29 protein-coding genes and 1 tRNA gene are annotated in these 26,467 nt (G+C 68.7%); 21 read left to right on the top strand and 9 right to left on the bottom strand.

What is annotated here, in order from left to right; all coding sequences use genetic code 11:
• The 5 genes from ACOJTB_RS08615 to hisA form a co-directional block, all read left to right on the top strand.
• The coding region (locus ACOJTB_RS08615) for a PLP-dependent transferase (protein ID WP_420102113.1) at positions 1 to 450 on the top strand (450 nt) is incomplete at its 5' end.
• A gap of 327 nt (positions 451 to 777) precedes the next feature.
• On the top strand, positions 778 to 1,365 hold the full coding sequence (hisB, locus tag ACOJTB_RS08610; RefSeq protein ID WP_420102112.1) for an imidazoleglycerol-phosphate dehydratase HisB: 588 nt from the start codon (positions 778 to 780) through the stop codon (positions 1,363 to 1,365).
• A complete protein-coding gene (locus ACOJTB_RS08605; protein ID WP_420102111.1) occupies positions 1,365 to 1,853 on the top strand; it encodes a DUF2628 domain-containing protein in 489 nt (162 codons plus the stop codon). Before hisB ends, ACOJTB_RS08605 begins: the two co-directional genes overlap by 1 nt.
• On the top strand, positions 1,850 to 2,506 hold the full coding sequence (gene hisH, locus ACOJTB_RS08600) for an imidazole glycerol phosphate synthase subunit HisH (protein WP_420102110.1): 657 nt from the start codon (positions 1,850 to 1,852) through the stop codon (positions 2,504 to 2,506). The genes ACOJTB_RS08605 and hisH overlap by 4 nt, the downstream gene beginning before the upstream one ends.
• Entirely contained in the window at positions 2,494 to 3,246 is a 753-nt protein-coding gene (hisA, locus tag ACOJTB_RS08595; protein WP_420102119.1) for a 1-(5-phosphoribosyl)-5-[(5-phosphoribosylamino)methylideneamino]imidazole-4-carboxamide isomerase, read from the top strand. The genes hisH and hisA overlap by 13 nt, the downstream gene beginning before the upstream one ends.
• 109 nt (positions 3,247 to 3,355) lie before the next feature.
• Here the strand turns inward: hisA and ACOJTB_RS08590 are convergent, their stop codons facing one another.
• Entirely contained in the window at positions 3,356 to 4,099 is a 744-nt protein-coding gene (locus tag ACOJTB_RS08590) for a DUF3800 domain-containing protein (RefSeq protein ID WP_420102109.1), read from the bottom strand.
• A 29-nt stretch (positions 4,100 to 4,128) separates the two neighbouring features.
• Between ACOJTB_RS08590 and hisF the strand changes: the two genes are divergently transcribed.
• The 6 genes from hisF (at position 4,129) to ACOJTB_RS08560 (ending at position 8,763) form a co-directional block, all read left to right on the top strand.
• Positions 4,129 to 4,890 carry an imidazole glycerol phosphate synthase subunit HisF gene (gene hisF, locus ACOJTB_RS08585; protein WP_420102108.1) on the top strand — a complete coding sequence of 254 codons (762 nt, stop codon included), beginning with the start codon at positions 4,129 to 4,131 and terminating at the stop codon, positions 4,888 to 4,890.
• Positions 4,890 to 5,210, top strand: coding sequence for a phosphoribosyl-ATP diphosphatase (locus ACOJTB_RS08580; protein WP_420102107.1), 321 nt, complete (start codon positions 4,890 to 4,892; stop codon positions 5,208 to 5,210). The genes hisF and ACOJTB_RS08580 overlap by 1 nt, the downstream gene beginning before the upstream one ends.
• Positions 5,211 to 5,272: 62 nt before the next feature.
• Positions 5,273 to 6,265 (top strand): type I pantothenate kinase, encoded by a 993-nt coding sequence (gene coaA, locus ACOJTB_RS08575; RefSeq protein ID WP_420102118.1) that lies wholly within the window; start codon positions 5,273 to 5,275, stop codon positions 6,263 to 6,265.
• Positions 6,266 to 6,296: 31 nt separating this feature from the next.
• On the top strand, positions 6,297 to 6,743 hold the full coding sequence (locus tag ACOJTB_RS08570) for a YqaA family protein (RefSeq protein ID WP_420102106.1): 447 nt from the start codon (positions 6,297 to 6,299) through the stop codon (positions 6,741 to 6,743).
• 65 nt (positions 6,744 to 6,808) lie between these two features.
• A complete protein-coding gene (locus tag ACOJTB_RS08565) occupies positions 6,809 to 7,159 on the top strand; it encodes a RidA family protein (protein ID WP_420102105.1) in 351 nt (116 codons plus the stop codon).
• 305 nt (positions 7,160 to 7,464) lie between these two features.
• Positions 7,465 to 8,763 carry a hypothetical protein gene (locus tag ACOJTB_RS08560; protein ID WP_420102104.1) on the top strand — a complete coding sequence of 433 codons (1,299 nt, stop codon included), beginning with the start codon at positions 7,465 to 7,467 and terminating at the stop codon, positions 8,761 to 8,763.
• 7 nt (positions 8,764 to 8,770) lie between these two features.
• On the opposite strand, the gene ACOJTB_RS08555 is transcribed toward ACOJTB_RS08560, so the two are convergent.
• Positions 8,771 to 9,922: an aminotransferase gene (locus ACOJTB_RS08555; RefSeq protein WP_420102103.1), complete on the bottom strand. Its 1,152-nt coding sequence runs from the start codon at positions 9,920 to 9,922 to the stop codon at positions 8,771 to 8,773.
• Positions 9,923 to 10,023: 101 nt separating this feature from the next.
• On the opposite strand from ACOJTB_RS08555, the gene ACOJTB_RS08550 reads away from it, so the two are divergent.
• The 4 genes from ACOJTB_RS08550 to ACOJTB_RS08535 all read left to right on the top strand — a co-directional run bounded on the left by ACOJTB_RS08550 (position 10,024) and on the right by ACOJTB_RS08535 (position 14,438).
• Positions 10,024 to 10,179 (top strand): hypothetical protein, encoded by a 156-nt coding sequence (locus tag ACOJTB_RS08550; RefSeq protein WP_420102102.1) that lies wholly within the window; start codon positions 10,024 to 10,026, stop codon positions 10,177 to 10,179.
• 17 nt (positions 10,180 to 10,196) lie between these two features.
• Positions 10,197 to 11,669, top strand: a complete 1,473-nt coding sequence (locus ACOJTB_RS08545) for a cobyric acid synthase (protein WP_420102101.1) — start codon at positions 10,197 to 10,199, stop codon at positions 11,667 to 11,669.
• 148 nt (positions 11,670 to 11,817) lie between these two features.
• The gene (locus tag ACOJTB_RS08540; protein WP_420102100.1) at positions 11,818 to 12,414 is read left to right on the top strand and encodes a TetR/AcrR family transcriptional regulator; all 597 of its coding nucleotides are present in this window, start codon (positions 11,818 to 11,820) and stop codon (positions 12,412 to 12,414) included.
• Between the two features lie 68 nt (positions 12,415 to 12,482).
• Complete coding sequence (locus ACOJTB_RS08535) at positions 12,483 to 14,438, top strand: SDR family NAD(P)-dependent oxidoreductase (protein WP_420102117.1); 1,956 nt, start codon at positions 12,483 to 12,485, stop codon at positions 14,436 to 14,438.
• Here the strand turns inward: ACOJTB_RS08535 and ACOJTB_RS08530 are convergent.
• The 6 genes from ACOJTB_RS08530 to ACOJTB_RS08505 all read right to left on the bottom strand — a co-directional run bounded on the left by ACOJTB_RS08530 (position 14,362) and on the right by ACOJTB_RS08505 (position 18,052).
• The gene (locus ACOJTB_RS08530; protein ID WP_420102099.1) at positions 14,362 to 15,291 is read right to left on the bottom strand and encodes an NAD-dependent epimerase/dehydratase family protein; all 930 of its coding nucleotides are present in this window, start codon (positions 15,289 to 15,291) and stop codon (positions 14,362 to 14,364) included. The two genes, ACOJTB_RS08535 and ACOJTB_RS08530, sit on opposite strands and share 77 nt — an antisense overlap.
• The gene (locus ACOJTB_RS08525; protein ID WP_420102116.1) at positions 15,284 to 16,279 is read right to left on the bottom strand and encodes an MraY family glycosyltransferase; all 996 of its coding nucleotides are present in this window, start codon (positions 16,277 to 16,279) and stop codon (positions 15,284 to 15,286) included. Before ACOJTB_RS08525 ends, ACOJTB_RS08530 begins: the two co-directional genes overlap by 8 nt.
• Positions 16,280 to 16,373: 94 nt before the next feature.
• Positions 16,374 to 16,823, bottom strand: a complete 450-nt coding sequence (locus tag ACOJTB_RS08520; protein ID WP_420102098.1) for a hypothetical protein — start codon at positions 16,821 to 16,823, stop codon at positions 16,374 to 16,376.
• A gap of 142 nt (positions 16,824 to 16,965) precedes the next feature.
• Positions 16,966 to 17,244 (bottom strand): hypothetical protein, encoded by a 279-nt coding sequence (locus tag ACOJTB_RS08515; protein ID WP_420102097.1) that lies wholly within the window; start codon positions 17,242 to 17,244, stop codon positions 16,966 to 16,968.
• 167 nt (positions 17,245 to 17,411) lie between these two features.
• A tRNA-Ala gene (locus ACOJTB_RS08510) sits at positions 17,412 to 17,487 on the bottom strand.
• A gap of 169 nt (positions 17,488 to 17,656) precedes the next feature.
• Positions 17,657 to 18,052, bottom strand: a complete 396-nt coding sequence (locus ACOJTB_RS08505; RefSeq protein WP_420102115.1) for a TIGR02300 family protein — start codon at positions 18,050 to 18,052, stop codon at positions 17,657 to 17,659.
• 355 nt (positions 18,053 to 18,407) lie between these two features.
• Here ACOJTB_RS08505 and cmk point away from each other — a divergent pair, with 355 nt between their 5' ends.
• Both cmk and ACOJTB_RS08495 read left to right on the top strand, forming a co-directional pair.
• On the top strand, positions 18,408 to 19,034 hold the full coding sequence (gene cmk, locus ACOJTB_RS08500) for a (d)CMP kinase (protein WP_420102114.1): 627 nt from the start codon (positions 18,408 to 18,410) through the stop codon (positions 19,032 to 19,034).
• Positions 19,035 to 19,157: 123 nt separating this feature from the next.
• The gene (locus ACOJTB_RS08495; RefSeq protein WP_420102096.1) at positions 19,158 to 19,958 is read left to right on the top strand and encodes a DUF1194 domain-containing protein; all 801 of its coding nucleotides are present in this window, start codon (positions 19,158 to 19,160) and stop codon (positions 19,956 to 19,958) included.
• Between the two features lie 139 nt (positions 19,959 to 20,097).
• On the opposite strand, the gene hrpB is transcribed toward ACOJTB_RS08495, so the two are convergent.
• Positions 20,098 to 22,605, bottom strand: a complete 2,508-nt coding sequence (gene hrpB / locus ACOJTB_RS08490; RefSeq protein ID WP_420102095.1) for an ATP-dependent helicase HrpB — start codon at positions 22,603 to 22,605, stop codon at positions 20,098 to 20,100.
• Between the two features lie 101 nt (positions 22,606 to 22,706).
• Here hrpB and trpA point away from each other — a divergent pair, with 101 nt between their 5' ends.
• From trpA to ACOJTB_RS08470, 4 genes are all read left to right on the top strand, one after another.
• A complete protein-coding gene (gene trpA, locus ACOJTB_RS08485; protein ID WP_420102094.1) occupies positions 22,707 to 23,564 on the top strand; it encodes a tryptophan synthase subunit alpha in 858 nt (285 codons plus the stop codon).
• A 100-nt stretch (positions 23,565 to 23,664) separates the two neighbouring features.
• Positions 23,665 to 24,573, top strand: a complete 909-nt coding sequence (gene accD / locus ACOJTB_RS08480) for an acetyl-CoA carboxylase, carboxyltransferase subunit beta (protein WP_420102093.1) — start codon at positions 23,665 to 23,667, stop codon at positions 24,571 to 24,573.
• 25 nt (positions 24,574 to 24,598) lie between these two features.
• On the top strand, positions 24,599 to 25,921 hold the full coding sequence (locus ACOJTB_RS08475; protein WP_420102092.1) for a bifunctional folylpolyglutamate synthase/dihydrofolate synthase: 1,323 nt from the start codon (positions 24,599 to 24,601) through the stop codon (positions 25,919 to 25,921).
• Positions 25,922 to 25,955: 34 nt separating this feature from the next.
• The coding region (locus tag ACOJTB_RS08470) for an aldo/keto reductase (protein ID WP_420102091.1) at positions 25,956 to 26,467 on the top strand (512 nt) is incomplete at its 3' end.

Here is a 26,467-nt window from a genome sequence, read left to right as displayed (position 1 = left end):
CCCTTCAACGCCTGGGTGATGCTGAAATCGCTGGAGACGCTGCCGCTGCGCGTCGCCAAGCAGGCCGAGAACGCCGGCAAGGTCGCCGACTGGCTGGCGGCGCAGTCCCGGCTGCCGAAGGTGATCTTCCCGGGGCATGCCAACCATCCGCAGGCGGAGATCATCAAGCGCCAGATGAGCGGGCCGTCCACGATGATCGCCTTCGAGGTGCCCGGCGGCAAGGAAGGCGCCTATCGCCTGCTCGACGCCTGCCGGCTGATCCGCATCTCCAACAATCTCGGCGACGCCAAGAGCCTGATCGTCCATCCCGCGACGACGACGCATCAGCGCTTCACCCCCGAGGTGCGCGCCGCGATGGGCGTCGGCGACGGGCTGGTGCGGCTTTCGATCGGGCTGGAGCACCCCGACGACCTGATCGCCGATCTGGAGCAGGCTCTGGCGAAGGTGTGAGGGCTCACGGCCTGCGAGTAGGCGCAGACAGCGCGGGGAACCCTCTTCCGGAGGGAGAGGGCAGAGGTCGACCGTTGGACACCGTAGCCGAGACTTGCCCGCTGCTGCGGTAAGGAAGTTGCCTCATTGGTCGAAGTGCCGACCCCTCACCCCTGCCCCTCTCCCTGATCTCGGGCCGCCCGAGATCAGCACTCGAGTGCCGAAGTCGGCAACCGCCGACTTCGAGGCAGGCGAGGGGTTCCCCGGGCCCTTCATCGCACCAGTGGCCATCCCCCGCCTCCCCTGCTAAAGCGGGCCGTTCAACCCGCCAGCCCCGAAGAGGCCAGCATGCGTTCGGGCGAAGTCAAGCGCCGCACCAACGAGACCGACATCGCGGTCTCGCTCCATCTCGACGGCACCGGCAAGGCCAAGATCGCCTCGGGCGTCGGCTTCTTCGACCATATGCTCGACCTGTTCGCGCGCCATTCGCTGATCGATCTCACCGTGAAGGTGAAGGGCGATACGCAGATCGACGACCACCACTCGGTCGAGGATACCGGCATCGCGCTCGGCGAGGCGGTGAAGCAGGCGCTCGGCGACAAGAAAGGCATCCGCCGCTATGCCGACATCCATCTGCCGATGGACGAGACGCTGACGCGCGTCGCCGTCGATGTCTCGGGACGGCCCTTCCTCGTCTTCCGGACGGAATTCAAGGCCCAGAAGATCGGCAGCTTCGACACCGAGCTGGTGCGGGAGTTCTTCCAGGCCTTCGCCATGAACGCCGGCATCACGCTGCATGTCGAGACGCTCTATGGCGACAACGCCCACCACATCGCCGAAAGCTGCTTCAAGGGGCTGGCCCGGGCGCTGCGCCAGGCGCTCGAGGTCGATCCGCGCGAAGGCGGGCGCGTGCCCTCCACCAAGGGCGCGCTCTGATGGCCTTCTACACCGTCATGACACCGCCCCCCGCCGAGAGCGGCGGACGCAGCGCGATCGAGAAGGCGCGGCTGATCGCGGATAGCTTCAGCTGGGGCGCGTTCCTGCTCACCGGACTGTGGCTGCTCGGCCGCCGGCTTTGGCTGGCGACGCTGCTGTTCATGCTATTCTGGGGCGTCGTCTGGGTCCTGCATGCATGGATCGGCCTGAACGAGAGCGCGCTCAGCCTGCTCTACTGGATCTTCGCGTTCGTGCTGGGCCTGGAAGGCCGCAATCTCGTCGTCCGCAAGCTGACCCGGCAGGGCTGGCAGCTCGCCGATGTCGTCGAGGCGCGCACCCTCGCTGAAGCCGAGCGCCGCTGGTTCGAGCGCGCACTCGCCGGCGACAACGCGGCGCCGCTTCCGGTCCCGAGCACACCCGCCGCTCCGCCGCGCCCCACAGGCCCGCTGCCGATCATCGGGCTGTTCCCGGAGGCGCGGGGTCGATGAGTCAATCGGTCGCCATCATCGATTACGGCTCCGGCAACCTGCACTCCGCCGCCAAGGCTTTCGAGCGGGCGGCCGGCGAGGCCGGCATCGCCTCCACCATCCATGTCACCAGCGACACGGGCGTGGTGCGGGCGGCCGACCGCATCGTGCTGCCGGGTGTCGGCGCCTTCGCCGATTGCCGCGCCGGACTCGACGCCGTGCCCGGCATGGTCGAAACGCTGGAAGAAGCCGTGCGGGGCAAGGGCAAGCCCTTTCTCGGCATCTGCGTCGGCATGCAGCTGCTCGCCTCACGCGGACTGGAATATGCGGTAACGCCGGGGCTGGGCTGGATTGCGGGCGATGTCGCGCTCATCGAGCCGCGCGACGACAGCCTCAAGATCCCGCATATGGGCTGGAACACGCTGCATCTTCAGGAGGAGCATCCGCTGCTCGCCGGCATCGAGACGGGCCCGCAGGGGCTGCACGCCTATTTCGTGCATTCCTACGCGCTGGTGCCCGAGCGCGCGCAGGATGTGGTGGCGGTGACCGACCATGGCGGGCCGGTGACGGCGATGGTGGCGCATGGCAACATCGCCGGCACGCAGTTCCACCCCGAAAAGAGCCAGACGCTGGGCCTGAAGCTCATCGCCAATTTTCTGGGCTGGACGCCGTGATCCTTTTCCCCGCGATCGATCTCAAGGAAGGCCGCTGCGTGCGCCTGAAGCAGGGCGACATGGCGCAGGCCACCGTGTTCAACGACGATCCGGCCGCGCAGGCCGCCGCCTTCGAGGCGCAGGGCTTCGCGTGGCTGCATGTCGTCGATCTCGACGGCGCCTTCGCCGGCAAGCCGATGAACGCGGCCGCGGTCGAGGCCATCCTCGCCCGCGTCGCCTTTCCGGTGCAGCTCGGCGGCGGCATCCGCGACATGAAGACCGTCGCCGGCTGGCTGGAGAAGGGCATCGCCCGCGTCATCATCGGCACGGCGGCGGTGCGTGACCCCGGCTTCGTGCGCGAGGCGGCGAAGGCGTTTCCGGGCCGCGTGGCGGTCGGCATCGATGCGCGGGACGGCTATGTCGCGGTCGAAGGCTGGGCCGAGACCTCTTCGCTCGCGGCGGCCGATCTTAGCCGGCGCTTCGAGGATGCCGGCGTGGCCGCGATCATCTACACCGACATCGCCCGCGACGGCATGCTGCAGGGCATCAACTGGGACGGCACCATCGCGCTGGCGCAAGCCGTCTCGATCCCGGTGATCGCCTCGGGCGGTCTTGCCTCCCTCGCCGATATCGAGCGCCTCTGCGCGCCCGATGCCGCGATCCTGGAAGGCGCGATCACCGGTCGCGCGCTTTATGACGGTCGGATCGACGCAGGCGAGGCGTTGAAGCGACTCAGCGCACGGACTCGAATCGATTCCTGAGTCAAGATTTTCTTGACAAAGCTGAATTTGTTCACTATCTGTTTGTTCAAATGGACTGGGGGTTGTTCCCGGTCGGCGCTAGGCCTCGGTTTCGACTGGGGCCTTTCGCTTATGGGAACAGCTTGAGGCCGTAGCCTCGTATCTCCCCTGCATTACTCCGTCGAAACTTCATTTCGATAATATCGTAAGCGCGGTTTGGCTGCTCGGGGCGAAGCGTCTTGATTCCAATCGGCCTCGCGAAAAGGTCTGCGATCTGAAGCCCGGATGAATTCGCCCTCTTATCAACCAAGCGAATATCTAGATCCGCCATAGCGGCGCCGCCAAAGTTCGCGCCATCCTTGATGCGGCGGAATTCCAGCTCCAGCTTGACGTCCTCCTTCTCACCCCGCTTTTCGAACATGATCGTCGTCGAGCGACCTGCCTGCCCGCGTTCGTCCAGAAACCGATGAGTCCGTTCCATGCAAAATTGCATGGCGATATGGTATGGATTGTCCGGCTCTGCATAGCGCCGTGCTAGGCGAGGCTTGTCGATGACCGAAGCGATGACGGTCGTGGGACAACTTTCAAGGATCTCCGTCAGTTCGTGCATGAACAGCCTTCGACGCTCTTCATTCTGCAAGAATTTAAAAGGAGGCTTCTGCTTCCGGATTTCGTGTTCGTGCAAGATCACGTTGTCGTGCCCAAACCAGCGGAATTTGAATTCCTGAATCTGCGGCACCACGTTGCGAATGTAGTCCGCTTTCTTGAAGATGCAGAATGCGAGAACGAAAATCGGATAGCTCTGCGCTACCGATGTCAGATCATGGTCGCCGCTCTCATCGACATAGATGACATAATCAGAGAAAGGTGGCATGGGCGCAGCGCAGCCATTCGTGAGCGAGCATGCTAAAAACACGCATCATCCCCTGCCTCGACGTCAAGGACGGCCGCGTCGTCAAGGGCGTGAAATTCCTCGACCTGGTCGATGCCGGCGATCCGGTGGAGGCGGCCAAGGCCTATGACGCGGCCGGTGCCGACGAGCTCTGCTTTCTCGACATCACGGCGAGCCACGAGGATCGCGGCATCCTGCTCGATGTGGTGACCCGCACCGCCGAAGCCTGCTTCATGCCGCTGACCGTCGGCGGGGGCGTGCGCAAGGTCGAGGACATCCGCGCCCTGCTGCTGGCGGGGGCCGACAAGGTCTCGATCAACACCGCCGCCGTCACCAACCGGCAGTTCGTCAAGGAAGCGGCCGAGAAGTTCGGTGCCCAGTGCATCACCGTCGCGATCGACGCCAAGCAGGTCTCACCCGGCCGCTGGGAGATCTTCACCCATGGCGGGCGCAATGCCACGGGGCTGGAGGCGACGGCCTTCGCGCGCGAGGTCGTTTCGCTCGGCGCAGGGGAATTGCTCGTCACCTCGATGGATCGCGACGGCACCAAGGTCGGCTATGATCTCGGCCTGACGCGGGCCATCGCGGATGCGGTTTCGGTGCCGGTGATCGCCTCGGGCGGCGTCGGCGATCTCGACGATCTCGTGGCGGGAGTGGCCCAGGGCCATGCCTCGGCCGTGCTGGCCGCCTCCATCTTCCATTTCGGCACCTACAGCATCGGCCAGGCCAAGGCGCATATGGCGCAAGCCGGGCTGAGGATGAGGCTCGTCTGATGGCGGGCTTCACCCTCTCCGATCTCGAAGCCCGCGTCGCCGAGCGCGCAGCCGCCTCTCCGGAGGAATCCTGGACCGCCAAGCTGCTCGCCGCGGGGCCCGAGCGCGCCGCCAAGAAGTTCGGCGAGGAGGCGGTGGAGGCGGTGATCGCCGCGGTGAAAGGCGATCGGGCGGAGCTGATCGCCGAAAGCGCGGACGTGCTCTATCATCTTTTGGTCGTGCTCAAGGCGCGCGATGTTGCATTGCAGGACGTGTTGAGCCAGCTTGAGGCCCGCACAGTGCGGTCAGGGCTGGCCGAAAAAGCGTCCAGACCCGGCTGAGTTGCGTCGAAGCCCCGAGGACCGTCCCCTTGAATCTCGAATCCTGGATGGCGGACCGCCTCATGGGCCAAGGCACGATCACGGACCCCCGCCCGATATCGACCCCGCCCGAGCGCGATCTGATTTCGCCCTATCGGGTGTTCTCGCGCGACGAATGGGCCCATCTGCGCGCCGACGCGCCGCTGACGCTGTCGGCGGAGGATCTGACCAAGCTGCAATCGATCAACGACCCGATCTCACTCGACGAGATCGTTGCGATCTATCTGCCGCTGTCGCGCCTGCTGTCGCTCTATGTCGCGGCCACGCAGGGGCTGTTCAAGGCGACGCAGCGCTTCCTGATGGCCGAAGCGGAGGTCAAAGTCCCTTACATCATCGGCGTCGCCGGCTCGGTCGCGGTCGGCAAATCGACCACGGCGCGCGTGCTGAAGGCTCTGCTGTCGCGCTGGCCCAACACGCCGAAGGTCGAGCTCGTCACCACGGACGGCTTCCTGATGCCGAATGCCGAGCTGGAACGGCGCGGGCTGATGCAGCGCAAGGGCTTTCCCGAGAGCTATGACGGTTCGTCGATCCTGCGCTTCCTCTCCGACATCAAGGCCGGCAAGCCGACCGTGACGGCGCCGGTCTATTCGCATCTGGTCTACGACGTGGTGCCGGGTGAGACGGTGACGGTCGAGCGGCCCGACATTCTCATTCTCGAAGGCCTCAACGTCCTGCAGCCGAGCCGGATGCCGAAGGACGGAACGGTGATCCCTTTCGTGTCGGATTATTTCGATTTCTCGGTCTATCTCGATGCCGACGAGAACGATCTGCATCGCTGGTACGTCAACCGCTTCATGACGCTTCGCCAGACCGCCTTCCGCGACCCCCGCTCCTTCTTCCGGAAATATGCCGAAATCGCTGAGACAGAGGCGCTTTCCATCGCCGAGAAGCTCTGGACCGGAATCAATCTGCCCAACCTGCAGGAGAACATCCTGCCCACGCGCCAGCGCGCCAGCCTGATCCTGACCAAGGGCGCCAGCCACCGCATCCAGCAGGTCGCGCTGCGTCGGCTCTAGCCGTGCCGGGTCTCAGCCACGCCGCGCGCTGATGGACACTCTTGCATCTCTGGCCGGCATGGCCGCGGCCGCCTTCGTGGCCGCGACGCTGCTGCCGGCGCAGTCGGAAGCGGTCTTCGTCGGGCTGCTGGCGGCGCGCACCGTCGATCCGTCGGCGCTGTTTCTCGTCGCGAGCCTCGCCAACACCGCCGGTTCCCTGCTCAACTGGTGGCTCGGTATCCTGATCGCCCGCCACGGGCTCGAGCGGCTGCCGCCGCGCATCCGGCCCGATCCTGCGCAATTCGCCCGCGCCCAGGGCCTGTTCGCGCGCTATGGCTGGCCCTGCCTGCTGCTGGCCTGGCTGCCGATCGTCGGCGACCCGCTGACCTTCGTGGCGGGCACGCTGCGCTTTCCGGCCCTGCCCTTTACCCTGCTCGTGCTCACGGGGAAGGCGGCGCGCTATGCGGCGCTCTGGGCCGGCTGGGCCGCGGTATCGTGAGCACTGGCAATTGCGGAACGGCGCCCGCCGGGCTACCAGCGGAGCGTCCGAAGAGGAGATATCAAATGAGCATTCAGCGTATTCAGCCCGGCCCGCGCATGTCGAAGGCCGTGGTGCATGGCGACACCGTCTACCTCGCCGGGCAGGTCGCGAACCAGGCGGCCGGCAAGAGCGTCGCCGAGCAGACGCAGGAGATCCTGGAGATCATCGACGGGCTGCTGGCCGAGGCCGGCTCGGACAAGTCGAAGCTGCTGATGGTGAACATCTGGCTCGCCGACATGTCGACCTTCGCCGAGATGAACGCCGTCTGGGACAAGTGGGTCCTCGCCGACGCCACGCCGGGCCGCGCCACGGTGGAGGCCAAGCTCGCCGCCCCGCAGTTCACGGTCGAGATCGCCGTCATCGCCGCCAAATGAGACCCGATCCTTTCGGGACGGCGCCGAGTCGTCCCGAAAGGAACGATTGTTAACCCGTCGCTTGTAAAGAGCGCGGAAATCTCGATTCCGCTGGCCGGAATCAGGGCAGTGTCACAGCCGGTTGGCAAGGGAGTTCAACGCCTTGCCAACCGGGAACGGCGGGGCCGGGACCGCCCTCTTCATCTTGGTTCGACGATCCAGCGGTTCGGCGGGAGGCCGTCATCACCCAATCGGATGAGATCGCTACGGCTCTGGCCCGGGTCGCCGGACGCTGCGGGCTGCCGCCGGTCGCATTGGCGGCGGTGATGTCCGATTGGGTGCGGCGGCCGGAGACGGGCGTTCCCGCTTCCGCTCTGCTCGAACGCAAATCCCAGGATTTCCTTGCTCTGGTCGAAAGGCTGACCGCGCCGCTGGCGCCGGGCGTGATCGCGCAGCTGCGTGCACAGGCGGGCACCGCGATTCATGCCGGGCGGCTGTCGGAGGCGGACAAGGCGCTCGCGCAGGCGGAACTCGCGGCGATCGACGGCGCCCACGATCTGTCGGCCCTGCCGCCGGAGCGACGCCTGCTGATCGGCGAAAACCGGGCCGACCGCGCCGCCCTCAGCTTCCTGCGCACCAGTCCCGAGGGCTATCGCGAGGCCGCCACGCGCTATGGCGAGGCCGCCGCCGTGCTGGCGCTTGCCGATCCTGCGCGCAGCCGGGCGGTCGCTCTGGACCAGGCCCGGGTGCTGATGCGGCTGAGCGAGGATCTGGGCGGTCGCGAGGGCTATGAGGCCGCGATCCCGCTGCTGCGGCGTCAGCTGCAGCCGCTGGACCGGCTCGCCGATACCCTCGCTTACGCGCAGATCCAGGATCTTCTGGCCACCGCACTGGAAAGTCTCGGCGCCGTCACCGGCGAGACGCGCTGGCGTGAGCAGGCGCTCGACCACTGCCGTTCCGGCCTCGAATATCTGTCCCGGGAGGAGGCGCCCGCCTTGTGGCGGGCGATGAAGCTGCGCTTCGGCCGCCTCGCCGTGGCGCTGGGCACGGGCCAGCACGACGACAATCTGCTCGAAGACGCCATCGCGAATTATGCCGGGCTGCTCGCCACCTGGCCACGATCCGACAACGAGCCGCGCTGGCTCGAGGCCGAGCACATGATCTCACGCGCCCGGGCCACGCTGGGCAAGCGCCGCACCGATCTGGCCTTGCTGGAGCGCGCCTTCAACGGCCTCACCCGCGTCTCGGACTCCATCGACCGCCGTCGGGAGCCGCTGCGCTGGGCCCAGCTGAAGGACCAGATGGGCGCCGTCCTCGTCTCGATGGCGGAGCGCTACAGCGAGCCGGTGGTGCTGGAAGAGGCGCTGAAGCTCTTCGACGTGGCGCTGGAGGAGCTGCCGCGCGACAAGGTTCCCCTGTCCTGGGCGCGCAGCCGGATGAACCAGGCCGAGGCGATTCTCGAACTCGCCCGCCGGACCAAGGATCTCGACCGTGCGCAACGCGGGCTGGCGCAGATGGTGGAGGCGGTCGACGTCGCCATCCAGGGGGATCGCGCGCGGGCGGGCGAATATCAGGCGCGGCTCGCCGAGGCGGGGGCGCTCGCCGAGCGGCTGATGGAAGGCTAGAGCCGGCTCAGCGGACGGGGTGACGGGGATCCAGCCGCTCCAGCGCGCCGTCCAGCGTCTCGTCCCGCTTGGCGAAGCAGAAGCGCACCACGGTCTTCACGGCACCCTGCGCATAGAACGCGCTGACCGGGATCGCGGCCACGCCCTTTTCCATGACGAGGCGGCGGCAGAAGGCCACGTCGTCGGCCTCGCCCAGAGGGGCGATGTCGACATTGAGAAAATAAGTCCCGGCCGAGGGCAGCACCGCATAGCCGAGATCCTCGAGGCCCTTGGCGAACCGGTCCCGCGAGCGCTGGAAGCCGGCCCGCATTCCTTCGAAATACCCGTCATCCTTGCCCAGCCCATAGGCCACGGCCGCCTGCAGGTTCGGCGGGGTGGTGAAGGTAATGTATTGATGCGCCTTGGCCAAAACCCGCATCAGCGGCGGGGCGGCCATGACGAAGCCGACCTTCCAGCCGGTGAGCGAGAAGATCTTGCCCGCGGAGGAAATCTTGACCGTGCGCTCGCGCATCTGCGGGCGCGACAGCACGGGAACATGGCGGCGCCCGTCGAAGACCACATGCTCCCAGACCTCGTCGCAGATCGCGACCGCGTCAAATCGCACGCAGAAATCGGCGAGCAGGTCGAGATCGGCCTCGCTGAAGATCGTCGCGGTCGGGTTCAGCGGATTGTTGAACAGCACGACCCGGGTTTTCGGCGAGAAGGCCTGCGCCAGAGCCTCCTCGGTCAGACCGAAATGGGGCGGCTTCAGCGTGACGAATTTCGGAATGCCGCCGGCGCGGCGCACGAGCGGCACATAGGCATCGTACATCGGCTCGAACAGCACGACCTCGTCGCCCGGCGCCAGCAGCGCCATCAGCGCGCCCGCGATTGCCTCGGTCGCGCCCGATGTGACCATGATCTCCCGATCGGCATCGAGCTCGAGCCCCTGCCAACGGCGATAATGCGCGGCCACGGCCTGGCGCAGCTCCGGCAGGCCCATCATCGGCGGATACTGGTTCCAGCCCGTCATCACGGCCTCGGCCGCCCTCGCGCGGACATCCTCGGGGCCCGGATCGTCAGGGAACCCTTGGCCGAGATTGATCGCGCCCGTCTCGCGCGCGAGCTGGGACATCACCTCGAACACGCTGGTCTCGAGGGCGGAGAAGATCGGATTCATCGCTCAGGATCGGCACCATCGAAGGGAAGCCGGCTTTAGCATGCCGGGCGGATGCTGGCACCTGCCGGCAGACCGCTATCGCGTCCGAAAAATGCCGAGTGATGAATGTTGACAATCGTCACAAATCAGGATTGATTGGCGATGTCGGTTCGTTGCGGCGGCTGATGCGACTTCGCCCCTTTGGCGCAGCGGCCTGCCGCAACGAGCCGGCAAACCATGCGGAAAGCGCGATCGGCGGCTGCATCTTTGCCCCGTGATGGGCTAATCAGGGGCGATGGCCCTCGCTCCTCCCCCCGCCGTGATGATCCTTGGCACCGGCTCCAATGTCGGCAAATCGCTGCTGGTCGCCGGGTTGTGCCGGCTCTTCGCCGATCGCGGGCTCAACGTGCGGCCGTTCAAGCCGCAGAACATGTCCAACAATGCCGCGGCCACCGCGCAGGGCGAGATCGGGCGCGCCCAGGCCCTCCAGGCCCGTGCCGCTCGAATCCAGCCTCATCCCGACATGAATCCCGTGCTGTTGAAGCCCGAGGGCGAGCGCGGCAGCCAGGTCATCCTGCAGGGCCGGGTGGCCGGCCGGCTGTCCTCGCGCGATTTCGCCCGCCGAGGCGACTGGCTCCCGGCGGTGCTGGAGAGCTTCGAGCGCCTCGGCCGGAATGCCGATCTCATGCTGGTGGAGGGCGCGGGCTCGCCGGCCGAGACCAATCTGCGCGCCCGCGACATCGCCAATCTCGGTTTTGCCCGCGCGGCGGGCGTCCCGGCGGTGCTCATTGGCGATATCGACCGCGGCGGCGTCATCGCCAGTCTGGTGGGGACGCATGCCGTGCTCGACACAGCGGACCGGGCGATGATCCACGGTTTCGCCGTCAACCGGTTCCGTGGCGCGCCGGAGCTGTTCGAACCCGGCCTCGCGACCATCACGGCCGCGACCGGCTGGCAGAGCCTGGGCATCGTGCCGTGGTTCGCCGCGGCGCGCCGCCTGCCGGCCGAGGACGGGCTCGACCTGCGCGGCGAGCGCAAGCCGGGGGCCCGCATCCGCATCGCCGTGCCGGTGCTGCCGGGCATCGCCAATTTCGACGATCTCGACCCGCTGAAGCTGGAGCCGGATGTCGATCTCATGCTGGTCGAATCGGGCCAGCCGCTTCCAGGCGACGTGCATCTCGTGATCCTGCCCGGCTCGAAGACCACGCTGCGAGGCCTGGCGGCGCTGCGGGAGGAAGGCTGGGACATCGACATCCTGGCGCATCGGCGCCGGGGCGGGCATGTGCTCGGCCTGTGCGGCGGTTATCAGATGCTCGGGCGCGTCGTGCGCGATCCGCTTGGGCTGGAAGGGCCTGCGGGCGAGGCGGCGGGGCTCGGCCTGCTCGATGTCGAGACCACACTCGACCGGGACAAGACCGTGCGCGAGGTGGCCGTGAGCCATGGTGCCGGCGGCGGCTCGGGCCGCGCCTATGAAATCCATCTCGGCGCCACCGATGGGCCCGATACCGCCCGCGCGCCGTTCACCGCCGAAGGCCGGGCCGAAGGCGCCGCCAGCGCCGATGGACGGGTCGCGGGCAGCTATCTGCACGGCCTCCTGTCGTCCGACGCCATCCGGGCCGCCTTGCTGGCCCGTATCGCGGGGACACGCGAGCCGCTGGCGCGCTACGAGTCGAGCGTGGAGGAGACCCTGGACGCGCTGAGCCGGCATCTGGAGGCGCATCTCGACATCGAGGCCCTGCTCGCCATTGCGGCCAAGCGGGGCGGATGAGCCCGTCCCTGCCGCAAAGGAAACCTCTTTCGGCCCGATCCGGCTCTCGAAAATCCTTTTATTCGCCATGAAGTTGACGAATGATGAAATTCGTCATAGCGATACTGAGATCGCTGTTCTCCCTCATCCGAAAGAGCAAGACCGCGTCGTGAGCCAGATCGAGCGCGATACCAGGCAGGACATCGTCGACACCGCCGAGCGATTCTTCCGCGAAATCGGCTATCAGAAGACGACGGTGGCCGATATCGCCAAGTCGCTGCGGATGAGCCCCGCCAATGTCTATCGCTTCTTCGACTCTAAGAAGGCGATCAACGAGGCCGTTCTCGACCGCTACAAGCGCGAGCAGGAAGAGGCGCTCCTGGCCATCGCCGAGCAGGACCGGCCGGCGCCGGACCGGCTTCGCGAGATGCTCGCCGCCTCCTTCCGGCTCAACGCCGCGCGCTTTGCCGGCCATGCCCGCATGCAGGAAATGGTCTGCGCGGCGATGGACGAGAGCTGGGACGCGATCATCGCCCATATCGAGCGCTTCGACGCGCTGCTGCGCCGGGTGGTGGCGGACGGCATCGCCCGCGGCGAGTTCCGCCCGATCGATCCGGCCCATGCCACGGGCTGCGTGCGCACCGGGATGATCCGCTTCATGCACCCGCTGCTGATCACCCAATGCGAGTGCATGCCCGGCCCCGGCGCCGAGGAGATGATCGACTTCATCGTCGGCGCGCTGGAAGCCGGACCGGCCCGCGACTGAGCCCGCCGCCGGCTCGCGCGTTGACAAGCCATCGAGGGAGCGGGATACCCCCGCCTGACATGGCCAGCCTGCCCAAGCAAACCCTGAAGAAGATCGCCATCATCGTCCACGACCTGGTCGTGACGGCGCTGGCGATCTGGCTCGTCTTCGTGGTGCGCTTCGAAGGCTGGCTGCTGGCCGAGCATCTGCGCTATCTGCCGCGCTTCCTGCCGTTCTTCGTCGGCTATGCCGGGCTGGTCTACTGGTTCTTCTCGCTCTACCGCTCGAAATGGCGGTTCGCCTCGCTGCCCGACCTGTCGAACATCGTGCGCGCGGTCTCGGTGCTGACGATCAGCCTGCTCGCGATCGACTATGTGCTGGTCTCGCCGGATTTCTACGGGAATTTCTATTTCGGCAAGATCACCATCGCGCTCTACTGGCTGGTGCAGATCGCGCTGCTGGGCGGGCCGCGGCTGGCCTACCGCTATTTCAAATATGCGCGCTCGCGCAACACGGCCGAGCGCGACGCCGCCCTGCCGGCCCTGCTGCTCGGCCGCGGCGTCGAGATCGAGATGGTGATCCGGGCGATGGAGGCGGGCACGATGCGGCGGCTGCGCCCGGCCGGCATCCTGACCCCGCGCATGGACGATCTCGGCCAGTCGATCCGCGGCGTGCCGGTTCTGGGCCTGCTGTCCGACATCGACACGGTGGTCACCGATGCCGAGCAGCGCGGCGAGGCCTTCCGGCGCATCGTCGCCACGCCTTCGGCGCTGCTGCCGGAGGCGCAGCCGGAAAAATGGCTGGCTCAGACGCGCAAGCTCGCCTTGCCGATCTCGCGGATCGACGCGCCCGGCGAGAGCACAGGCGACACCGATGTCGCGCCGCTGGAGATCGAGGATCTGCTGGTGCGCTCCACCGTGACCATCGATCGCGGGCGGCTGGGCAGCTTCCTGAAGGGCAAGCGCGTCATCGTGACGGGCGGCGGCGGCTCGATCGGCTCCGAGATCTGCCTGCGCTGCGCCGCCTTTGGGGCCGCCGAGATTCTCGTGGTGGAGAGCTCGGAGCCGGCGCTGTTCCAGATCACCGAGCAACTCGCGGTCGTGGCGCCGGACATCAAGGTGTCCGGAGCGCTGGCCGATGTGCGCGACCGCGGCCGCATCCTGCCGCTCTTCGCCGAATTCCGCCCCGATATCGTCCTGCACGCGGCCGCGCTGAAGCATGTGCCCTATCTCGAGGCCGATTGGAGCGAGGGCATCAAGACCAATGTCTTCGGCTCGGTGAACGTCACCGATGCGGCGATCGCCGCCGGGGCCCGCACCTTCGTGCTGATCTCGACCGACAAGGCGATCGAGCCGGTCTCGATGCTGGGGGCGACCAAGCGCTTCGCCGAGATCTATGTGCAGTCCCGCGACGCCGAATTCGTCGATGCCGCCTCCGGAGTGCGCCTGGTGGCGGTGCGGTTCGGCAATGTGCTCGGCTCGGTCGGCTCGGTGGTGCCGAAATTCAAGGCGCAGATCGCTCGGGGCGGGCCGATCACTGTCACCAGCCCCGACATGATCCGCTATTTCATGACGATCCGCGAAGCCTGCGACCTCGTGCTGACCGCCGCCTCGCACACCCGCACGGCCGGGCCGGAGGCGGAGCGCGCCGCTGTCTATGTGCTGAAGATGGGCCAGCCGGTGCGGATTATGGATCTGGCCGAGCGGATGATCCGCCTCGCCGGCTACGAGCCCGGCGCCGAGATCGAGATCGTGGTGACCGGCGTCAGGCCCGGCGAACGGCTGAACGAAATCCTGTTCGCGCGCGACGAGCCGATGGCGGAAACCGGGCTCGACGGCGTGATGGCGGCCAAGCCCAGCTTCGCGGAACGCTCCCGCATCCAGGACTGGCTCATGCGGCTGGAACGGGCGGTTCAGGCGGGCGATCGCGCCGCGGCCGATGCCGTGCTGGTCGAGGCTATCCCAGATTTCAGTCGGCGCGGCGAGGCGCAGACAGGCGCATCAGCGCCGCCCGCGTCTCCACAGCCGGCCGCCAGCCAACCCTGAGCAGCGCATCCGGCCGGGCGACGAGGCTGCCGGCCAGTTTCAGGAAGGTTTCGTCGCGGCCCGCCAGCCGCGCGAGCCGGCGCAGGAAGGCCTCGGGCACGGCGACGAGGCCGGGCTTGCGGCCTGCCCCCGCGCGCAGGGCGGCGAGCATGTTAGCGACGGCGATCGGCTCCGGGTCGGCGAGGATGTAGCTGCGGCGCGGCGGGCAGGCCTCACTGATGGCGAAGAGAATCGCCGAGGCGAGGTTCTCCACCGCCAGCAGCGAGCGCGGCGCTCGCAAGCCACCCAGCGGCAAAGGCAGCGGCAACCGGGCAAGGCGCAGCAGCGCCGCCATGTTCGCCTTCACGCCCTCGCCATAGATCAGGACCGGCCTGAGCGAGACCCAGTCGAGATCCAGCTCCGCGAGGCCCTGCTCGGCGGCCCGCTTGGAGCGGCCATAGGCATCGTCCGGCGCCGGCTCCTCCTCGTCGAGGACCGGCGCGCGGTCGAAGGCGCCGGTGACGGCCTTGATCGAGGAGAGATAGACGAAGCGGCGCGTGCCGGCGGCCTGCGCCGCCCTTGCGAGTTCCAGCGTCGCCTGTGTGTTGATTCGCCGGTAGAGTTCTTCGTCGAGCCCCGGTCCGGCATGGGCGAGCCCAGCCATATGGACGACCGCATCGACGCCGCGCAGGCTCGCGCCCCAGTCGACTGGACGTGCCAGATCGCCGATGGCGACGGTTTCCACCCCCGCGACGGGCTCGGCCGGTCGCCTTTGCGCGAGTCGCAGTCGGTAGCCGGCGACCCTCAGCGCCGCGACGACATGCGGGCCGACGAAGCCGGTCGCGCCGGTCAGGAGGACGAGGGGCTCAGCCATCGACGCGGCGCGGGCAGGCGAAGAGACGCATCAGCCCGGCGGTCAGGAGCAGCGCCGCCGCCAGCGCCCCGATCTGCACCGCAGGCTGCGGCATGGCGATGGCGAGGGCAGCGAGCCCTGCGAGAATGAGGTTCAGCACGAAGACCCGGCCGACGACCCCTGGCACCGAGAAGCCATTGACCGTCGCCTGCTGGTAGAAATGCGAGCGATGCGCCTCCCAGACGCGCTCGCCGCGCGCCAGCCGGCGCAGCAGCGTGACCGTGGCGTCGCCGATCGCATAGAGCGGCAGGATGATCGCGGCGGCGAAGGCGCCCGTGCCCGCCAGCCGGTAGAGCAGATAGGCCCCGATCAGCCCCAAAGGCAGCGAGCCGACATCGCCGAGAAAAAGCCGCGCCACCGGCCGGTTGAAGGGCGCAAAGCCGATCAGGCCGCCGCAGAGCGCCGCCGCCAGCCAGCCGGTTCCGGGATCGAGAACGCCGGCCGCGCCGCACAGGGCCAGCAGGACAGTGAAGGGGACGAAGCCGACGACCGTCATCCAGTCCAGCCCGTCGATGAAATTCACGAGATTGACGAACCAGAGCCCGGCCAGCAGCGCCAGGCCCCGTTCTACGGCGAGCGGCATGAATTCGGGAAAGAGCCGCAAAGCAGGGTCCGCCTGCCACAGCACGAAACCGATGCACAGCGCCTGCAGAAGCAGTCTCAGGCTGGCGGAGAGGGGCCGAATGTCATCGACGGCGCCGACGACCGCCAAGGCGACAGCCCCCGTGCCGACAACGAGAAGGGCCCGTGGCGCCTGCATTTCGAGAGGCACGAACAGGCTCGCCAGCGCCAGCGCCACGCAGGCGCTGGCCAGCACGGCGATACCGCCGCCCTGGGGCGTGGGAATGCGGTGGCTGGAGCGGGCATTGGGCCGGGCCAGCGCATAGCGCTGCAGCAAGGGCCGAAGCACCACGCAAAAGCCCGCCGCCGCGAAAGCGGCGACGAGCATGATGGCGGGAAGGAGAAGCGCGGCTGTCAAAGTGGCCGCACCATAATGCGGCCGGCGGAAAAGCCCAGCCCCTCCGCGTGCCGCGGGACGCGGCTTACTGCTTGAAGCCGATCACGACGCCGTCTGCACCCAGCGAGAGCTGGAGACCCTGGCGCCGGGTGTTGAGCCGCAGCGTCACGCCCTTGTTGTTCTGCAGCCAGACCGAGCCGCGGCCGGCCGGGCCGACAGCCCAGCCTTCCTTCAGCTGGACATAGGCGCCCGAGAAATCGGAGACGTTGCGCAGGCCGTAGACGGTGCCCGAAGCCACGGTGCGCGAGGCGCCGATGGTGCCGATGCCGAGGCCGCCGACGGTGATGGGATAGGCTTTGCCGCGATATCGGAGCGTGCCGCCGCCGACTTCGCCGGAGGCGATGAAGCCGGCCTGGACCTGCTCGATGCGCACCGTGCCGGTGGAAGGCCCCAGCGTCTTGGGCTGGGCCAGAGCGGGGGTGGCGAGCATGCCGAGGGCGGCGATGGACAAAGCGGTCTGCTTGAGGCTGATCATGACGATACTCCTTGCGCCTTAAAGGCGGCGCTCGGAGCATCAACACGCCAGAGGCGATTTCGATCCCTCGAAACCTCGCGCAGCGTCAATGACGTGCCGATGCCCCCTCGCCGATGCAGACAAGCGGGCCGAAGCGGCGCGGTTATTTCGCGCCGCGCTTCTTCTTGGCGTCCTTGCCCGGTTCGGGAGCCGATTTCGCCGAGCGGATCAGAGTGACGATGGCCAGAGGCGGCTTGCCGGATTTTTCGGAGATCGCCCGATCCTGTTCGCCGATGGCTTCGCGGGCCGGCTCGTCGCCGTCGATGCCGCCGAGCAGAGCGGTCGGGACGCGCCGATTCGAGGTGCGCGAGCCGTCCGAATAGACGACGTCGAACATCGTGAACTCGCTGTCGAGCGCCTTGGACTTGGTGCGTTTGGCCATGGGATTTCCTGTCGCTCGGGGCCTGTCTGGCCGGATACCCAAGGCCGGATCCGCCGCCGCGCCGAGGGATGCTGCCTCTCGCCCGTCGGAGGGTTTCACGGGCCGGTCTGCCGCCTCGCACCGGGATCGCCCTGTGCCGTGCCAATCATGATCGATCTGAGAAGATTTGGTGGAGCCAAGCGGGATCGAACCGCTGACCTCCTGCATGCCATGCAGGCGCTCTCCCAGCTGAGCTATGGCCCCACTCGCGACGATCGATTGGGGTTCGATCGTCAAACCGGTCGTTTCGAACCGCCTCGGCGGTTCCAAGTCCGGGCCGCCTGTCGGCGACGCAGCGCTCTATAGGCGGACCCGGCGGAAGACACAAGCGCCTATTGTCGTCGTGTCGTCATCTTTTTTCGCGGCACGAGGATCAGTTGTCCTCGTCGCCCTCGATCTCGCCGTCGATGAGATCGGAGACGTCGTCGTCGCCTTCCTCATCCTCTTCCAGGAAGGTGTCGTCGTCCTCGGCGTCGATCTCGTCCTCGACCTCGATGTCGTCCTCGCTGGTGACGACGGCCTCCTTCTCGGAGGTCTCCGCATCGGCATCCTCGAGCGAAACGAGCTCGACGGCGCCGTCGGCGGCCTCGACCTCTTCCTCTTCCTCGTCGGGCTTCGGCGCCGGGGCTGGCTTCGCCTGCGGCTCGAACATCGAGAGCGGATAGGCCTGGCCCGTATAGGGCGAGACCACGGGATCCTTGTTCAAATCATAGAACTTGCGCCCCGTGACCGGGCAAACGCGCTTCGTTCCGAGTTCCGGTTTCGCCACTGCGTCGGACCCTTCGACCATCATGTTCTGAAAGCAGGCGCGTCCGTTAGTCGGGGCGGGCGGCGCTGTCAAATGCTCATTTGCACGCGCGGCCCCGGCAGGGCGGCGGGCGCAGCCGCGGAAGCCGATTGGCAGGGCGCGCATCGCCATGCTAGGCCCGCCCTTCCGTTTCCGGAAGAGCCTTCACGGCGGCGATGCTTGACGACCCCGATTTAGCCACGAGACATATCGGACGGCGTCCGCGCACGGGCGCGCACGCGCCGACCGGCGTTGCGGGCGCGCCGACCGGCGTCGCGGGCGCGCTCGGTCGCGCAGCGAAGCCGACCGCATGAGCGGGCCGGCCATGCAGGATCCACTGGTGATCGCGGTCGACGGGCCGGCAGCCTCCGGCAAGGGCACGCTCGCGCGACGGCTCGCGGCCCATTACGGCCTGCCCTATCTCGATACCGGGCTGCTCTACCGCATGGTCGCGCGCGCGATGCTCGATGCCGGCCACGACATCCGCGACGCGCCGGCCGCAGCGGCGATCGTCGGCAGCTTTGATCAGGACGCCTTTCCCGAAGAGCGCTTGCGCGGGCGCGAGATCGGCGAGGCCGCCTCCGTGGTCGCCGCCATGCCGGCCGTCCGGACCGGGCTGCTGGCGCGGCAGCGGCACTTCGCCGGCCAGCCCGGCGGGGCCGTGCTGGACGGGCGCGACATCGGCACCGTGATCTGCCCTCAGGCCAGCGCGAAGCTCTTCGTCACCGCGACGCCGGAGGTGCGCGCGGCCCGCCGTTTCAAGGAGCTGACAGGGCGTGGCGAGGTGGTGACGCAGGAGGCGATCCTGGCCGATATCCGCCGGCGCGACGCCCGCGATTCGGGGCGCAGCGACGCTCCGCTGAAGGCGGCGGACGACGCCATTCTGCTCGACACCTCGGCGCTGGGCATCGACGAGGTTCTGGCCGCCGCGATCCGCATCGTCGAGAGCCGCCGGGCCGGCTGAGCGGGCGGCTGCGGCCGCTCGCGAGATTGCGATCTGAACGGGCATCCGAAGCCGGCTTTTGATGCTTGGCGCCGCCGCTGCACCGGAGCACACTCGTTTCCGCTTCGGGATGCGGAGGTGGCGATGCGGCGGCGGCTGTTCGGTCTCTCATGTCTGGCGGCCGCGCTTCTGGGCGCTTCCGCCGCACTGGCGCAGAGCGCCGGTCCGCCCGAGGAGGTGGATGTCGCGCTCGTGATGGCGGTCGACATTTCCTATTCGATGGACCCGGACGAGCTCGCCTTGCAGCGGAACGGCTATATCGAGGCCTTCCGCTCGAAGGAGCTGCATGATGCGATCGGCAAGGGCGCGCTCGGCAAGATCGCCGTCACCTATGTCGAATGGGCGGGCGGCGGCCTGCAATATGTCGTCAGGCCTTGGAAGGTGATCGACGGCCCCGCGGCGGCCAACGCCTTCGCCGAGGAACTCGGCGAAGCGCCGCAGCGGCGCGGACGGCGCACTTCAATCTCGGCGGCGATCGACCTCTCGGTGAAGTTGCTGGAGGAGGCGCCCGTCACCGCTGCACGGCGTGTGATCGACATCTCCGGCGACGGCGCCAACAATGACGGCAGGCCCGTCACCGCCGCGCGCGACGAGGCCGGCGCCAAGGGCATCGCCATCAACGGGTTGCCCGTAATGCTGAAGCAGGCCGGTTATTTCGACATCGAGAATCTGGACGTCTACTACAAGGAGTGCGTCGTCACCGGCATCGGCGCCTTCGTCATCCCGATCCGCGAGAAGCACCAGTTCGTCGATGCGACGCGCACCAAGCTGGTGCGGGAGATCGCGGAGGCACCGCCCGAGGCGAGCGTGCAGAAGGCACAGGCCACCATACCCGCCAGCTGCCTTTCCGGCGAGCGGCAATGGCGCGAGCGCATGGGGAATTGAGCCTCCGCCGTCATTGCGAGCCCTCGGGTCTTGCCTTCGGCAAGCCCAAGGACAAGCTCCGCGAAGCAATCCGGAGGGGCGGGGCTGGCCGGTCCTCTGGATTGCTTCGTCGCTTTGCTTCTCGCAATGACGAGGATGCTCACGTTCCCCGCGGCTTGGCCCGCGTGGTCGGCAGCGCGGCGGCGGGATCGTCCGGCCAGGGATGGCGCGGATAGCGGCCCTTCATTTCGGATTTCACCGCCGCCCAGGAGCCGCGCCAGAAGCCCGGCAGGTCGCGCGTCAACTGGATCGGCCGATGCGCCGGCGACAGCAGCTCCAGCACCAGCGGCACCCGCCCGCCTGCGAGGGCGGGATGGATCGCCAGCCCGAAAAGCTCCTGCACGCGCACGGAAATCGTCGGGCCCGCCTCGGCGGCGTAATCAACCGCGAGGGAGGAGCCGGTCGGGGCGGTGAAATGGGTCGGCGCTTCGGCATCGAGCCGGCGCTTCATCTCCCAGGGCAGGAGCGCGGCCAGCGCCGAATCGAGATCGCCCGGCTCGATCGCCCCGAGCGAGGCGCGGCCGAGGAGATGGGGGGCGAGCCACAGTTCCGGCTCGGCCGCGAGGCCTTCATCCGACAGGTCGGGCCAGCCGGCCTCGGGCTCGGCCCGGCGCAGGAAGGCGACGCGCTCGCGCAGCTGGTTCTGCCCCCTGGTCCAGGGCAGGAGCCCGATGCCGAGAGCGGCGATGCCCCGGGCGAGGGCGTCGGCGTTCTCCGTCGTGGCAACCACCGGCAGGGGGCGTTCGGCGAGGGCGAGCGCGCCATAGCGGCGCACCGCCCGCACCCTGAGCGCCCGCGCCGCCCGGTCGAAGCTCGCCTCCTGCCGCTCGGCGAGCGGATAGGGTGCGAGCCCCGCGTCGACGAGCGCGGCGATCTCACTCTCCGTGATCGGGGCGGCGGCGAGAATGCGCGCCTGCTGGGCGGAGCCCGTCATTTCGGCAACGACGAGATAAGGCTCCCGGGCGAGGCGCTGGCCCGGCTCGCATTGCGCGCCGCGGCCATTGGCGAGCAGATATTGGCCGGAGCCCGGCGAACGCGCCTTCGCGATGCGGTCGGGATAGGCGAAGGCCAGAAGCAGCCCCGGCGAGACCGCCTCCCCCATCGGCGCCACGGGCACGGCCGGCGCCTGGCGCTCGGCGGTGCGCGCCCAGCCCTCGGCGAGGCGGCGCATATCGCCGGCCCGGCCGCCGCGCTCGCGCCCGAAGCGCTCCAGCCGCTCCGCGAGATCGAGGGCGTCGCCGCCGAGACCGCGCTCGACCAGCAGGGCGGCCAGATCGGCGGCGAGCCCGGCCTGTCCGAAGCGCCCGGCGACCAGAACCATCCTTGCGAGACGCGGCGGCAGGGGCAGGGCCTGCAGCGCCCGCCCCTCCGGCGTGATCCGGCCGTGGGCGTCGAGCGCACCGATGGCGGCCAGCAGGGCGCGGGCCTCCTTCAGCGCCGGGGCGGGCGGCGCGTCGAGAAAGGCGAGGCTCGCCGGATCGGCGACGCCCCAGGCCGCGCAGTCCAGCAGCAGCGGAGCAAGATCGGCGGAGAGGATCTCGGGGCGGGCGAAGGGCTCCAGCGCGCCGGTCGCGGCCTCTTCCCAGAGCCGGTAGCAGATGCCGGGCTCGGTGCGGCCGGCGCGGCCGCGACGCTGATCGGCCGCGGCGCGGCTGACGCGGCGGGTCTCCAGCCGGGTGATGCCGATATCGGGCTCGTAGACCGGCACCCGGGCGAGGCCGGAATCGATCACCACCCGCACGCCCTCGATGGTCAGCGAGGTCTCGGCGATGGCGCTCGCCAGCACCACCTTGCGGCGTCCGGGGGGCGCCGGCAGCACGGCCCTGTCCTGCTCGCGCTGGTCGAGCGCGCCATAGAGCGGTGCGATCTCGACGGCGGGGTCGCGCAGCTTCTCGCTCAGGCGCTCCTCGACACGGCGGATTTCGCCCTGACCCGGCAGGAAGACCAGCTGCGAGCCCGGCTGATCGTTCAACGCTAGCAGGATCGTCTCGACGACCTCGTCCTCGATGCGCTTCAGCGGATCGCGACCGCGATGACGGGTCTCGACCGGGAAGGCGCGGCCCTCGCTTTCGATCACCGGCGCTTCGCCGAGCAGCCTGGCGACGCGGGCGCCGTCCAGCGTCGCCGACATCACGAGGATGCGCAGATCCTCGCGCAGGCCCCCCTGGGCGTCGAGGGCCAGCGCCAGCCCGAAATCGGCGTCCAGCGAGCGCTCGTGAAACTCGTCGAAGAGCACGGCGGCGATGCCCTCCAGCGCCGGATCGTCGAGGATCATCCGCGCAAAGACGCCCTCGGTCACGACCTCGATGCGGGTCTTCGGCCCGATCTTGGAGCCGAGGCGTACGCGCAGGCCCACCGTCTCGCCGACACGCTCGCCGAGCGTCTGCGCCATGCGGCCCGCCGCGCCGCGAGCGGCGAGACGGCGCGGCTCCAGCACGATCAGCTTGCCGCCTTTCGTCCAGGGCTCGTCGAGAAGCGCGAGCGGCACGCGCGTGGTCTTGCCGGCGCCCGGCGGGGCGACCAGCACGGCATTGGGGCGGCTGCGCAGGGCGGAGGCGAGCTCGCCCAGCACGGCGTCGATCGGAAGCTTCGTGTCGAAGGCGCGCATCGGCAGGCGATGTGGCGCAGGCGGCGGGCGCGCGCAAGCCGCTTGCCGGCCTCAGGCAAGGCCTCTCGCCAGTTCGTGCGCGTCGTGCTAACCGCAGGCGCATGACAGACCATACCACCGAAACCGGCCAGAGCCGCATCCGCAGCCGCTTCGAGGCCTGCGCCCGCGAGGGCCGCGCCGCGCTCGTCACCTTCGTGACCGCCGGCGACCCGGATGCGGAGACCTCCGCCGCGATCCTCGCCGCCCTGCCCGGCGCCGGCGCCGATCTGATCGAGCTCGGCGTGCCCTTCACCGATCCGATGGCGGACGGCATTCCGGTGCAGCTCGCAGGACAGCGCGCCCTGAAGGCCGGGCAGACGCTGAAGAAGACGCTTTCGATGGTCGAGGCCTTCCGCGCCGCCGGCCATGACACGCCGATCGTGCTGATGGGCTATTACAACCCGATCTGGGCCTATGGGGTCGATCGCTTCCTGACCGATGCGCGCAAGGCTGGCGTGGACGGCCTGATCGTCGTCGATCTGCCGCCGGAGGAGGATACCGAGCTGTGCATCCCGGCGCTGGAAGCCGGGATCAGCTTCATCCGCCTCGCGACGCCGACCACCGACGACAAGCGCCTGCCCAAGGTGCTGCAGAACACCTCCGGCTTCGTCTATTATGTCTCGGTCACCGGCGTGACCGGCGGCGCGATCGCCGATTACGGCGCGGTCGGCGAGGCGGTCAGGCGGATCAAGCGCCATACCGAGCTGCCGGTCGCGGTCGGCTTCGGCGTGAAGACGGCGGCCGATGCCGCGACGATCGCGCAGAGCGCGGACGGCGTCGTCGTCGGGTCGGCGCTGGTCGAGCGCGTGCGACTCTCGTTGGATGGTGAGGGCCGGGCCACGGAAAAGACCGTTTCCGCCGTCACATCGCTGGTCGAGGAACTCGCCGGCGGCGTGCGCGAGGGCCGCAAGGCCGCCTGAAACTTACCGCGCCGCGCTGCCCGGCAGGATGCCGCGGCACGGCCCATCTCCTGCATGACGGCGCCGACAGGCGCCGCAACCGTCAGGGACGTCAGACCCCATGAACTGGATTTCCGAAGTCGTCCGCCCGCGCATCAAGACGCTGTTCAAGCGCGAGAGCCCGGAGAATCTCTGGATCAAATGCCCCGATTCCGGGCAGATGGTCTTCCACAAGGATGTCGAGGCCAATGCCTATGTCATCCCCGGCTCCGAGCATCACATGCGCGTCACAGCGCCGGAGCGGCTGCGCCTGACCTTCGACGAGGGCAAGTGGCTGGATGTCGCCCTGCCCGAGGCGCCGGTCGATCCGCTGAAGTTCCGCGACGAGAAGCGCTATATCGACCGGCTGAAGGACGCCCGCGCCAAGACCGGCGCGCAGGACGCCTTCAAGGTCGGCTATGGGCGGGTCAAGGGCCTGGCGATGACGCTGGCGGTGCAGGACTTCCACTTCATGGGCGGCTCGCTTGGCATGGCGGCGGGCGAAGCCTTCATCAAGGGCGCCGAGACCGCGCTGGACAAGAAGACCCCCTATGTCGTCTTCGCCGCCTCGGGCGGCGCGCGCATGCAGGAGGGCATCCTGTCGCTGATGCAGCTGCCGCGCACCACCGTGGCGGTGCGCCGGCTGCGTGCGGCCGGCCTGCCCTATATCGTCGTGCTGACGAACCCGACCACCGGCGGCGTCACCGCCTCCTATGCGATGCTGGGCGACATCCACATCGCCGAGCCCGGGGCGCTGATCGGCTTCGCCGGCCCGCGCGTGATCGAGCAGACGATCCGCGAGAAGCTGCCGGACGGCTTCCAGCGCTCGGAATATCTTAAGGAGCACGGCATGGTCGACATGGTCGTCCATCGCCGCGACCTGCCGGAGACGCTGGCGCGGCTCGGGCGCCTGCTGACGAAGCAGCCGGCCCTGCCCGCCGAAACCGCGGCGCCCGCCGCCCCGGCGCTGCCCGCCGCCGAAGCGGTTTGAGTCCAGCCGGGCGGAAACAGGCGCGATGAGCTCCTCCGACGCGGTCATCGCGCGCATCATGGCGCTGCGGCCCAAGCTGATCGACCTGTCGCTCGGCCGCATCCTCCGGCTGCTGGAAAAACTCGGCGATCCCCATCTGCGCCTGCCGCCGCTGATCCATGTCGCGGGCACGAACGGCAAGGGCTCGACCATCGCCTTCATGCGGGCGATCCTTGAGGCGGGTGGGCTGAGCGTCCATGTCGACACCTCGCCGCATCTGGTCCGCTTCAACGAGCGCATCCGGATGGGGCGGCCGGGCGGCGGCCAATTCGTCGAGGATGCGCTGCTGGCCGAGGCGCTGGAGCGCTGCGAGGCCGCCAATGGCGGCGATCCCATCACCTTCTGGGAGATGATGACGGCCGCGGCCTTCCTGCTGTTCTCCGAGCACCCGGCGGATGTGGTGCTGCTGGAGGTGGGACTCGGCGGGCGCTTCGACGCCTCCAACGTCGTGCCGCACCCGGCCTGCGCCGTCGTCACCCCCGTCTCGATGGACCATGCCGAGTTCCTCGGCGACACCGTCACCAAGATCGCCGGCGAGAAGGCCGGCATCTTCAAGCGCGGTGCGCCGGCCGTGATCGCGCCGCAGGAGCCGGAGCCGACCGCGGTGCTGGAAGCAGCGGCCGAGCGCATCGGCGCGTCGAAAATCCTGGTCGGCCTGCAGGATTTCAACGTCCACGAGGCCGGCGGGCGTCTGGTCTACGAGGATCAGGACGGGCTGCTCGACCTGCCGCTGCCGCGCCTGTCGGGCCGTCACCAGCACATCAATGCCGGCACGGCGATCGCGGCCCTGCGCGCCGCCGGTTATGGCCGGCTGCCGGCCAAGGCCTTCGAGGACGGCATGCTGAATGCCGACTGGCCGGCCCGCCTGCAGAGGCTGTCGCGCGGGCGTCTCGCCGATCTGCTGCCCGAAGGGGCGGAGCTCTGGCTCGATGGCGGCCACAACCCCGATGGCGGGCGCGTGCTGGCGCAGGCGATGGCCGATCTCGCCGACCGCAACCCCGCGCCGCTGGTGATGATCGCGGGGCTGCTCTCCACCAAGGATGCGAGCGGGACGCTCGGCCATTTCAAGGGGCTGGCGCAGACGCTCCATGCCGTCCCGATCGAGAACGCACCGGCCGCCCGCCCCGCCGAGGAGGTGGCGCAGGCGGCGCGCGACGCCGGCCTGACGGCGGAGGTTTCCGGGTCGGTGGAGCAGGCGCTGCGGACGATTGCGGCGCGGGTCTGGCCGGCCCCGCCGCGCATCCTGATCTGCGGCTCGCTCTATCTGGCCGGCGAAGTGCTCTCGGCCAACGGAACGCCGCCGGTCTGAGGCGGGCTCGACGCCCCATCGAGGAGGACGCCGCATGACGAGCTGGACTCGGAAGACCGTTCCCGCCATCGGCCAGGGTAGCTGGTATCTCGAACGCGGGGACAAGGCCGAGGCGGTCGCGGCCCTGCGGCGTGGGCTCGATCTGGGCCTGACGCATATCGACACAGCCGAGATGTATGGCGACGGGCGGTCGGAGGCGGTCATCGGCGAGGCTCTCGCCGGGCGGCGCGACGAGGCCTTCCTCGTCTCCAAGGTGCTGCCGCACAACGCCTCGCGGAGGGGCACCCGTGCCGCCTGCGAGCGTTCGCTGAAGCAGCTGAAGACCGATCGGCTGGACTGCTACCTGCTGCACTGGCGCGGGCCGCATCCGCTGGAAGAGACCTTCGCCGCCTTCGAGGCACTGCAGGCCGAAGGCAAGATCCTCTCCTGGGGCGTCAGCAATTTCGACGAGGACGATCTGGAGGAGGCGCTGGACATCGTCGGGCAGGGCCGCATCGCCTGCAACCAGGTGCTCTATCATCTGCGCGAGCGGGCGATCGAGCACGC

The organism is Allobosea sp. (genome assembly GCF_048595345.1).
Lineage (GTDB): Bacteria > Pseudomonadota > Alphaproteobacteria > Rhizobiales > Beijerinckiaceae > Allobosea.
The sequence above is the reverse complement of the archived record's forward strand: the minus strand, read 5'-3'. Positions and strand labels throughout refer to the sequence as shown.